This is a genomic window from Sulfurimonas sp., assembly GCF_041563035.1.
Taxonomy (GTDB): Bacteria; Campylobacterota; Campylobacteria; order Campylobacterales; family Sulfurimonadaceae; genus Sulfurimonas.
This window is the reverse complement of record NZ_JBFFNS010000006.1, coordinates 116323-126585: the sequence shown is the minus strand read 5'-3', so window position 1 is coordinate 126585 and position 10263 is coordinate 116323. Positions and strand designations below refer to the sequence as shown.

Annotated in this window: 9 protein-coding genes; 8 read left to right on the top strand and 1 reads right to left on the bottom strand. The window is 35.4% G+C overall.

The genetic code is table 11. From position 1 onward, the window contains the following. Positions 1-161 precede the first annotated feature (161 nt). Both ABZC13_RS06410 and ABZC13_RS06405 read left to right on the top strand, forming a co-directional pair. Positions 162-917 (top strand): toll/interleukin-1 receptor domain-containing protein, encoded by a 756-nt coding sequence (locus ABZC13_RS06410; RefSeq protein ID WP_373001503.1) that lies wholly within the window; start codon positions 162-164, stop codon positions 915-917. A gap of 157 nt (positions 918-1074) precedes the next feature. After that, positions 1075-1965, top strand: coding sequence for a putative phage abortive infection protein (locus ABZC13_RS06405; RefSeq protein WP_373001501.1), 891 nt, complete (start codon positions 1075-1077; stop codon positions 1963-1965). Positions 1966-2223: 258 nt separating this feature from the next. On the opposite strand, the gene ABZC13_RS06400 is transcribed toward ABZC13_RS06405, so the two are convergent. Continuing rightward, complete coding sequence (locus tag ABZC13_RS06400; RefSeq protein WP_373001499.1) at positions 2224-2961, bottom strand: hypothetical protein; 738 nt, start codon at positions 2959-2961, stop codon at positions 2224-2226. 230 nt (positions 2962-3191) lie between these two features. Here ABZC13_RS06400 and ABZC13_RS06395 point away from each other — a divergent pair, with 230 nt between their 5' ends. The 6 genes from ABZC13_RS06395 to ABZC13_RS06370 all read left to right on the top strand — a co-directional run bounded on the left by ABZC13_RS06395 (position 3192) and on the right by ABZC13_RS06370 (position 10262). Continuing rightward, on the top strand, positions 3192-3362 hold the full coding sequence (locus tag ABZC13_RS06395) for a symporter small accessory protein (RefSeq protein ID WP_373001497.1): 171 nt from the start codon (positions 3192-3194) through the stop codon (positions 3360-3362). Further along, the gene (locus ABZC13_RS06390; protein WP_373001495.1) at positions 3362-5002 is read left to right on the top strand and encodes a sodium:solute symporter; all 1641 of its coding nucleotides are present in this window, start codon (positions 3362-3364) and stop codon (positions 5000-5002) included. The genes ABZC13_RS06395 and ABZC13_RS06390 overlap by 1 nt, the downstream gene beginning before the upstream one ends. A 104-nt stretch (positions 5003-5106) precedes the next feature. Continuing rightward, positions 5107-6483 carry an OprD family outer membrane porin gene (locus ABZC13_RS06385; RefSeq protein WP_373001493.1) on the top strand — a complete coding sequence of 459 codons (1377 nt, stop codon included), beginning with the start codon at positions 5107-5109 and terminating at the stop codon, positions 6481-6483. A 116-nt stretch (positions 6484-6599) separates the two neighbouring features. Further along, complete coding sequence (locus ABZC13_RS06380) at positions 6600-8426, top strand: thiamine pyrophosphate-dependent enzyme (RefSeq protein WP_373001491.1); 1827 nt, start codon at positions 6600-6602, stop codon at positions 8424-8426. Position 8427: 1 nt separating this feature from the next. After that, positions 8428-8970, top strand: a complete 543-nt coding sequence (locus ABZC13_RS06375) for a 2-oxoacid:acceptor oxidoreductase family protein (protein WP_373001489.1) — start codon at positions 8428-8430, stop codon at positions 8968-8970. Further along, the gene (locus ABZC13_RS06370; RefSeq protein ID WP_373001487.1) at positions 8970-10262 is read left to right on the top strand and encodes a phenylacetate--CoA ligase family protein; all 1293 of its coding nucleotides are present in this window, start codon (positions 8970-8972) and stop codon (positions 10260-10262) included. The genes ABZC13_RS06375 and ABZC13_RS06370 overlap by 1 nt, the downstream gene beginning before the upstream one ends. The last annotated feature ends 1 nt before the right edge of the window (position 10263 follow it).

The following is a 10263-nucleotide window of genomic DNA, read 5'->3' as shown; positions in this document are numbered from 1 at the left end:
TGACCGGATAACGGGGGCGCGGGTTGAACACCCACTGGTCATCTGTCGCTCAGCGCCAGATAACAAGCGGGAGGAGAAAGCACCCAAACAAAAAATTGAAATTTTTAATTTGGGCGTTACTCACCCGCGCCCCCGTTAGCTGAAAAAAAGGAATTTTAAAGATGAATGACAAAAAGATTATATTTATATCTCATATTACTGAGGAAAAAGAAATTGCAATCGCATTTAAAGAACTTATTGAAGAATCATTTTTAGGAATGATAGAAGTATTTGTGTCATCTGATTCACAAAGTATTGCTATGGGACAAAAATGGCTTGATGGAATAACAAAGTCTTTAAAAGAATGTTCTATTGAAGTAATTTTATGTAGTCCTAAATCAATTCAAAGACCTTGGATTAATTTTGAAGCGGGTGCTGGATGGATACGAGATATTTCAGTTATACCACTTTGTCATTCTGGAATGATACCATCTAGTTTACCAATGCCATTAAATTTATTACAAGCTACAACAGCAAATGAAGTATCAAGTTTAAAACTAATATTTCCAGTTATAGCTAATGCAATTGGAGCTAAAACACCAAAAATAAATTTTCAAGATTTTATAGATAAAGTTAATGAATTTGAGTCAAAATATACTTTTTGGGATGAGTGTAATATAGTATTTGAAAAAATCAATATATACAATTCCGATATTATCCCTGCATTAAAAAGTGGTAAAAACATTGAATTTGAATTAAGCGAAACTGAAATTAATCATTTTTCAGAATTTTCAGAATTTTTAAAAAATAATGAATTAATAGAATTTAAAAGATTAGGTGGAATTAGAATAAGACCAACTGGTACATTCTATCCTTGTGAGTTAAATATATTAAGTAAATTTAGTTTGCTATTAAATGATACAAACTTTAAATATTAAGTAAGCTAACAAAACCTTGGAGAGAAATAAGTTACCCTAGCGGGCGAACTTATTTCTCAAGTCAAACGTTATCTCACAAAAAGAAAAGGACATTATGGAATATTATATAAACTATCAAATTGTTATACTAATAGTTTATGTTGTAATTGGAGGGGCGATGATAACTCAAATTAAAAACATAAATGGATTTTATAAATTATCTATATTCATAATTTTATTAAATTTAATTTTAACAATCTTGACAGCAAATATGAGTTTATTTAATCTACTGGCTTATGATGACATTAAATTTAATATTACTGATAAAGATTACTGGTCTATTAGAGGTCAAATAGGTGATTTACTAGCTGGGCATTTTGCTGCTTTAGCTTTTATTGGATTAATGATGACAGTGACTCAAATGAGCAAAGCTTTAAAACAACAAGATGAAGCAATTTCAATTCAAAAAATAGAGATGAATAAACAAAGTTTTGAAAATAAATTTTTTCAAATGCTAAATTTATTTACTAAAAATATTGAAACTTTAACAGATAAGATAGAGGGTAAAGAATATAAGGGAAATGAAATTTTCAAACCATTAAAAGAAGATTTTGAAAAGAAAATACAACATAGAATTTCTATGGATATGTATGAAGAAATAAAAACTTCAAAATTCAATCATTTTATTAATGAATTTATTGAATTTAACAATACATATGATACAACTTTTAAATATTACTTTCTTAATTTATTCCAAATATTAAATTACATTGATACTGATGTACCAAATAAAGATGATGCAAAAAAATATACAAATATTCTGAGAGCTCAATTATCAAAAAATGAATTAATACTATTAACATATAATGCAATTGGTGTACAAAATTTTACAACAAATGAGTATCAATTACTTGTAGAAAAATATGAATTTTTTGAACATTTAACTTATGATGATTTTCATACAAATTCATATATAATTGAAGCAATTGATTCAATTTTAAAAGAATACAAAAATAAAGCATTTGGAAATAATACAAAAATAATAGAACTTATAAGTAGTGCAAGATAACAAAACGCAGGAGCCAATAGTTTACCCTAGCGGGAAAACTATTGCTCTCCTTAAACGTTATCAGATAAATAAGGAACTAATATAATGCATAAAGGGATAATTGCAGCTCCTGCAAGAGTAATTGGAAATGGCTCTACCTTTAGTAGTCAAAATGGTCTAACAGCACAGGAAATACGTTATTTTTTATTATATTGGGATAAAGCATTTACACCCCAGGGGTTGAATATCCACTTTTAAGTATATTCTATCTGCCACTTCCTAATAAAGTATCTTCCTCTCCAAAGCATACAAGTTGTTGCTCTCATGACAAGCTTCTTTAAAGAGCTCTTTTAGTTCTCTGTCGTATGTCATTACATATATGTTGGCATCTCTTGCCTTTAACTCTTTGAAGTTATTTAGTAAGACTCCATCTGCTACATTTTTTCCGTGGTCACACTTTGTGAAGTTAAAAGAGTTAAAAGTTTTTCCAAAGTCAAAGAGGTCTGCTTCCCACTCTGCTCTGAAGAGGTAAAGAGAGTCTGGGTTACACGATACATAAATATGCTCGTCTTCTATCTCTAAAGGTTCTATGATGTCACTAAACATAGATGAGATGTTTGAGAAGTTTTCTATATCCCAAAAGAGGTATGAGCGTTTAGCTTTGCTTTGCTTCTTTTTGTTAAAGAGTACTAAGTTCTTAGATATGTCGAGATGCACAAAAGCATCATCTTTTACAAATAGCATCTGCTCTTTTAGCTTCTTAGCATCTGCCGATGTAAAGTTCAATAGTTTAGAAAGCTCTATATACATATCCAGCTCTCTTAGCTCATATTCAAAACCGCCACTCTTATAACTATCAAAACTTTTCAACTTTTCATCCGAGTAGATAGTTCTTAGTGAAATATACTCATTTGTCTTATAAGCACGTATTACAGATATGAAAATATTGTATGCATTTCTCGTCTGGGCAAGCTCTATGGAGCCATAATATTTTTTATTTATAATTATTTTTTTCATCTTTTGGATTATATCAAAAGATTTCAACGAATAAAAACTAGCGATTCTTTACTTTAAGAACAGTTTAAAAAAAAATGATAACTTTTTGTAATGCTTTAATATTAATTTATGCTTAGCTTTGCAATAATTGTATCGATTTGATTATAATTCACTGACAATTCTAATTATTAGAATTTAAAGATTTGTAATTACAATATTTGTAAAATATTACAAATAATTAAGGGGAAGGAATGGAATATTTTGATTTTGGCATCAATATGGCTTTTGCTCTCATAATTATTAGCACTTTAGCCAGTGTTATATATGGAGTGATTAACTGGAACAAGGATGGGTATGTAAAACCGCCTGAGTTTGTTAAAGAGTGGAATAAGACTGAAAAAGAGATAGAGGATGAGCTGTAATGGGTATTTTTGAAAATATAATTATCATCCTTTACCTTGCTGTTTTGGGATACTTAGGTTTTAGAGGTTATAAACAGACTAAGAGTACAGAAGACTACCTTGTAGCCGGACGTGACACGCATCCGTTTATCATGGCGCTTAGTTATGGAGCTACATTTATATCTACTGCGGCTATCGTTGGTTTTGGTGGTGTTGCTGCTTGGCTTGGCAACTCTCTGCTTTGGCTTACGGTGTTTAACATCTTTGTAGGTATCTTTGTAGCGTTTGTATTTTTAGGAAATCCGACAAGAAAGATGGGTTACCGTCTAAATGCTCACACATTTCCAGAACTGCTTGCAAAAAGATTTGACTCTAAGTTCATCCAGATCTTTGGAGCGGCTATCATCCTGCTCTTTATGCCGCTGTATGCGACTGCGGTTCTTATAGGCGGTACACAATTTATCGCTCTTTACTTTGGAACTGATTATCATATGTCACTTATGGTCTTTTCTATCATCATCACTGCTTATGTTATAGCAGGTGGGCTTAAAGGGGTAATGCTCACAGATGCGCTTCAAGGGACTATTATGTTTGTAGCTATGGTCATCTTGGTCTTTGTTACATTTGACTCTCTTGGCGGCGTAGAAGCAGCGTTTACAAAGCTAGACCATGTTTGGCAAGCTACAGTAATAGACCCTCTGGCATCTAGGAGCATAAAAGATTTAGCACCGGGTTCACCTGACTTTATGATGAAACTTTCACTGCTTTGGGGATTTGAGGGTTGGAACTCAATGCCGGTATTTCTTAGTAAGGGTTGGTTATTTGTAATCACTACTATTACTATGGGTGTTGGTATCGGTGTACTTGCTCAGCCACAGCTTATTGTTAGATTTATGACTGTTAAGTCAAAGCAAGAGTTAAACCGTGCAGTTCTTATCGGGTCTGTGTTTATCGTTGCTATGACTGGAATCATCTTTATAGTAGGGGCACTTTCAAACGCTTGGTACTATGAGTTCAACGAAGGTAAAAACGCACTTCAAAGTGCAGGCGCTATCGGTAAGGTTATACCTCACTTTATAAACACTGCGATGCCTAAGTGGTTTGCATTTATATTTTTGTTTGCGCTTATCTCTGCTGCTATGAGTACACTCTCTTCTCAGTTTCACACTATGGGAACTGCAGTTGGACGTGACTTGTTTGAGCAGATAAGTACAAAACAGCACAACTCTGTTACTGTAACTAGACTTGGTGTTGTTGTTATGATTATATTCTCGGTGAGTCTTGCTTATGCTTTTGACGATCAACCTGCAATCATCGCCCGCTCTACTGCGATATTCTTCGCTCTATGTGCGAGCATCTTCCTACCAAGCTTTATCGGAGGCTTGTTCTGGAAGGGAATGACAAAAGCTGGAGCAATAAGCTCTATGATAGTTGGACTATTAGTATCTAGTTTTTGGCTTCTGTTTGTTCACTTTAAAGAAGCAAAATCTCTAGGACTTTCAAAAGCTATGTTTGGAAAGCACTCACTGCTAAGCGGAGATATTATCTTTGTAGATGCGCTTATGATCGCTCTACCATTATCTATCATAACAGCTATCGTTGTCTCTTTAATGACTAAAAAGATGGATGAAGCTCATCTAAGTAAATGTTTTAACGATTAAAAAGCTGAAAGCTTTCTCTCGCCAGAGGCGAAGCTTTAGTGACTGAATATAATTTGGACTTGTTCAAATTATATGAGATTAAATAATATAAGGAAGAAAGAAAAATGAAAAAAAGAAGTTTAATATTATCTGCACTGCTAAGTGCTGGTGTGTCTGTATCGGCAGACACAATTGCTGAAGCTTTTGCTGAGGGTAAAGTACAGGGAGAGTTAAAGTCTTTTTATATCAACCGTTCATATGATGGTGCAGCGACACAAACTCGTGATGGTCTATCTGTTGGTGGTCACTTAAACTATAACACTGCAAAGTATTATGGCTTTGATGCAGGTGCTACATTTTACACTACAAACAAAATAGATGAAAAATCTTCAACTGCTAATGAAAATGACAACACTCTTTTTGGTGCTGATGGCGGAGGCTACACTGTTTTAGGTGAAGCTTACATCGGCTATACAGCAGCAAAGACAGCTATACAGTTTGGTAGACTAAGCATAAATACACCATTTGCAGCTCCAAATAACTTTAGAATGCTGCCAAATACATTTGAAGGTTTAGTTATCAAAAACAGCGATGTAACTGATACTAAGTTTGAGTTAGGTCACATTACTAAGATTCAGACAAATGGTTTTGCAAACTCTGTTCCTGTAGCAGGAGGAGTATTAAACCCAGCGAGTTCTTTAACTAGACTAAGTTTACTATATGGTTTTGGTCCTGGCTATAAAATAGGTGAATTTGCAAATATCGCAGATGTTTACCTAGGTTCTACAAACACAAAATCAACAGCAGGTATGACTTACCTAAATGCTAAGTACACAGGTCTAAAAGGTTTTACTTTTTCTATCTGGGATCAGTATATCCACGACATCATGAATATCGTTGTAGCTAAAGCTAGCTACAAAGGTAAGCTTAGTGATGTAAATACATTTGCATCTGTGTTTTATACAAAACAAAACAGTGTTGGAGAAAACCTTCTGGGAAAAGCTTTTGATACTGGAAGCGGAGCTAAAGATGTAGACTCTACTCAATATGGTGCGATGCTAAAAGCTTCACTGGATAACGGCTTAGGAATAGACCTTCGTTACGTAAACACTCCTGCATCTGCTGGAAGCGTTTTAGACGGTGGTATCGTTAATGCACTTGGTGGAGCAAATCCTTTCATCATCTCTCAAGGTGCACTTCACGCCAACTTTGGAGATACGTCTTCATATATGGCAGGAGTTGATTATCAGTTTAAACCGCTTACAGGCATCGACCTGCTTGCAATGGTTAAATACTTTGAATATGACATTGGTGAATACAATGGTTACCAAAGCGGATACTCTTGGAAAACAAAAGAAGTTGATTTAGACTTCATCTACAAAGTGACAAAAAACTTTAAACTACGTGCACGTGCAAACTTTCCAAGAGATTGGTTTGACTTAGGCGGTACTACGCAACTAAGTTTTGATGAATATCGTTTAATAGCGTACTATAAATTTTAGTAATTCTCAATAATTGTATTAATAATCCTTAGTTTAAGGAATTATTATACAATTATTGTGTAAATTATCATTAAGAAATCTTTTATAGATAAATAATTATAAAGAGTGAGAATTTTATGAAACAGACATTGATGGGAAATGATGCAATTGCTTGGGGACTAATCCACGCAAATGTTGATATGGTTAGTGGATATCCCGGTACACCTTCGAGTGAGATCCTAACTGAAGTACAAAAAATCAAGTATAAACTAAATCTAGATGTATATGCTGAATGGGGAACTAACGAAAAGGTCGGCTTTGAAGTAGCTTACGCAGGTGCAATCGCAGGTAAGCGTACTTGTGCTACTATGAAGCAAGTTGGACTAAATGTTGCGAGTGATGCTCTTATGAGTGCTGCTTACATCGGTAACCTTGGCGGTATGCTTCTTATAGCTGCTGATGATCCGGGTTTCCACTCTTCACAAACAGAACAAGATAGCCGTGTATTTGCAAAGTTTGCACGTATACCTGTTTTAGATCCTGCTACTCCTCAAGATGCTTATGACCTTACAAAGTATGGTGTTGAACTTTCAGAAAAATTCCAAATCCCTGTAATGCTTCGTCCTGTTATGCGTGTATGTCATGCTCGTGAAATTATTGAGATGGATGCAGAAACTAACTTTAGACCGAACAAAGGTGAGTTTAAACGTGATGTACCTCGTTGGGGTGCAGTGCCTAGAAAGGACAGATTTCCACAAGGTAAAGAGCAGTTAAATCGCATCGAAGTTATCAAAGAGTATAACTGGGAAAATCTTTTAAAACCTGAGTTTGACAAGTGTGAAGGTAAGAAAACTCTTATTATCGCCGGTGGAACTGGATATGGATTTGCACTAGAGACACTAAGTGACCTTAGTTTAGATGCTGATGTTGTAAAAGTTCTTATGCCTTATCCTCTTCCTGTTGAGCAGATGAGAGATAGATTTAAGTCTTATGATAAAGTTTTAGTAGTTGAAGAGCCATATCCATGTATTGAAGAGCAGATAGCATCTCCCAACGTATATGGTAAAAACACAAATTCTATTCATCAGATAGATGAGATGAGTAAAGAAGAGATACTAAAAGCATTCCAAAACATCGGTCTTTATGAGGGTGAAAACATCTATGCTACTCCACCTTCACTGGACTTTGAAGTAGAAGCTAGACCACCTGCACTTTGTCCGGGTTGTCCTCACCGTGATGTTTACTATGCTATTACAAAAGTATTTAAACATAAAAAAGCCATCTATCCATCTGATATAGGATGTTATACTCTTGCTCTTGCTCAGGGTGCAATTGACTCTATCCTTTGTATGGGTGCCAGTGTTTCTATGGCTAGTGGATTTGCTCTTAGTGATCCGGATAAAACAGTGGTTGCTACTATCGGTGATGGTACATTTTTCCACTCAGGAATCCCACCACTCTTAAATGCTGTATATCAAAACCACAAGTTCATCCTTGTAATCCTTGATAACTCCACTATTGCTATGACCGGTCGCCAGACTACTCCTGCAAGAGAAAACAGAAATATTGACATCAAAAAGATTGTTGAAGGTATGGGAATTGACTGTATGGAACATCAATACTCATATGAGATGCAAGATAATGTAGACTTCTTTAGAGAAGTAAAAAATGTACACAAAGATGCAACCGGACCAACTGTTGTAGTTGTAAGAGAGTTCTGTATCTTAGACAGAGAAAGAGCTCCTGAGTTTGTTCCGGGAATCTTTGCTAAAGTAGATGCTGACCTTTGTGTAGCTTGTGATCAGTGTACAACAGTTTACAAGTGTCCTCCAATGGCGTATAATGATGATGGTGTTATTGAGATAGACCCATTTTTATGTGCCGGTTGTGGTGGTTGTTTGGATGTAGTTTGTCCTACAGATGCTTTCATACAAGATTTTGACTATTTAAAGAGAGGTAACTAAGATGAAATACCAAATAGTAATAGCCGGTTTTGGTGGTCAAGGTGTTGTTTTTCTTGTAAAAGTATTAGCTATCTGTGCAGGTAATCGTGATATCGCATTTTTAGGTACTGAGAATCACGGTATGAGTCAAAGAGGCGGTTCTGTTTCTTGTGATATTAAAATAGGTGACTTTACTAATCCTGTAATCGATAAGAACCAAGCTGATCTTATGATTGCACTCGAGAGAAATGAAGGTCTTAGAAATCTTGGCTTTTTAAAACTTGACGGAACATTAGTTACAAATGCGAAAGATAAAGATAAATATCCTGAGCTTCCGTTTAAAGGTTTCGCTAAAATAGACGCATTTAAAAAAGCTGAGAGAGGCGAGTTTCCTATTCAGGGACTAAATGTATATATGCTTGGTTTTGCACTGATTAATGATGAAAGTTTTCCATTTAGTGTGCAAGAGGTAAAAGATGCAATCACACAAATGAATGCAAAAGTTGCAGCTCAAAACATTGTTATTTTAGACCAAGCTATGAAAGATGCACAGGAGTTAAAATAATGTGGAACAAAATCGAAGGAGAATCTAGAGAGAAGATAGGTCAAACTCAACTCACAAGATTACAAGATACAGTTACAAGAGTTTATGAACTTACACCCTTTTACAAGGAAAAGTTCAACGAACTTGGCATCAGCCCTAAAGATATCACTTGCCTTGAAGATATCCAAAAACTCCCCTTCACTAAAAAACAAGATCTGAGAAACCACTACCCTTTTGGACTCTTTACAGTTCCTATGAGTGAAGTTGTTAGAGTTCACAGTTCAAGCGGTACTACTGGTAAACCGACTGTTGTCGGATATACTCAGTCTGACATGGATGTTTGGGATGAAGTTATGGCTAGAGTCTTTACTATGGCTGGAACTACTGCACAAGATGTTGTACATAACGCCTATGGATATGGTCTTTTTACTGGTGGACTAGGGTTTGACAGTGGTGCTAAAAAGGTAGGTGCTACAACTATTCCTGCAAGCAGCGGTTTTACAGATAGACAGATTATGCTTATGAAAGATTTCAATGCAACAATACTTGCTGCGACTCCATCTTTTGCTCTTCATATGTATGAGGCTGCTAAAAAATCTGGTAGTGACTATCTAAAGGACTTCAAACTAAAAGCTGGAATCTTTGGAGCTGAACCTACAAGTGACGGTCTTAAAGAAGAAGTTTCCCGTGTTTGGGGAATAGACTATCACGAAGTTTACGGACTAAGCGAGATAATCGGGCCGGGTGTAAGTTCAAACTGTAAACACTCTAAACTTCTTCACGTAAATGAAGACCATTTCTATCCTGAGATAGTTGATCATAAAACTGGCGAAGTTCTACCAGACGGTGAGCGTGGTGAGTTAGTTATTACTTCACTTACAAAACAGGCTCTTCCTATTATCCGCTACAGAACTGGTGATATTACTTCACTACACCGCGAGCCTTGCGGATGCGGAAGAACTTTAGTACGTATGGAGAGCATTGTAGGTCGCGTTGATGATATGATTATCGTAAATGGGGTAAATGTATACCCTTCTCAAGTTGAGCACGTAATCGCTAATACTGAGGGTGTTACACTTAACTACCAAATCATTGCAGACAAAAAAGGTCACCTTGATAAGATAGACATCTTAGTAGAAGTAAATGACGATGTACTTAGTGATTCTGTTGCTGAGATGGAAAAAATAAAAAAAGATATACAGCACTCACTTGCAAACAACCTTTACATAAATGCAAATGTTAAACTTGTTGAGCCTCGTACTATCGAGAGAAGTATGGGTAAAGCTGTTAGAGTCGTAGACAAAAGGGTATAAG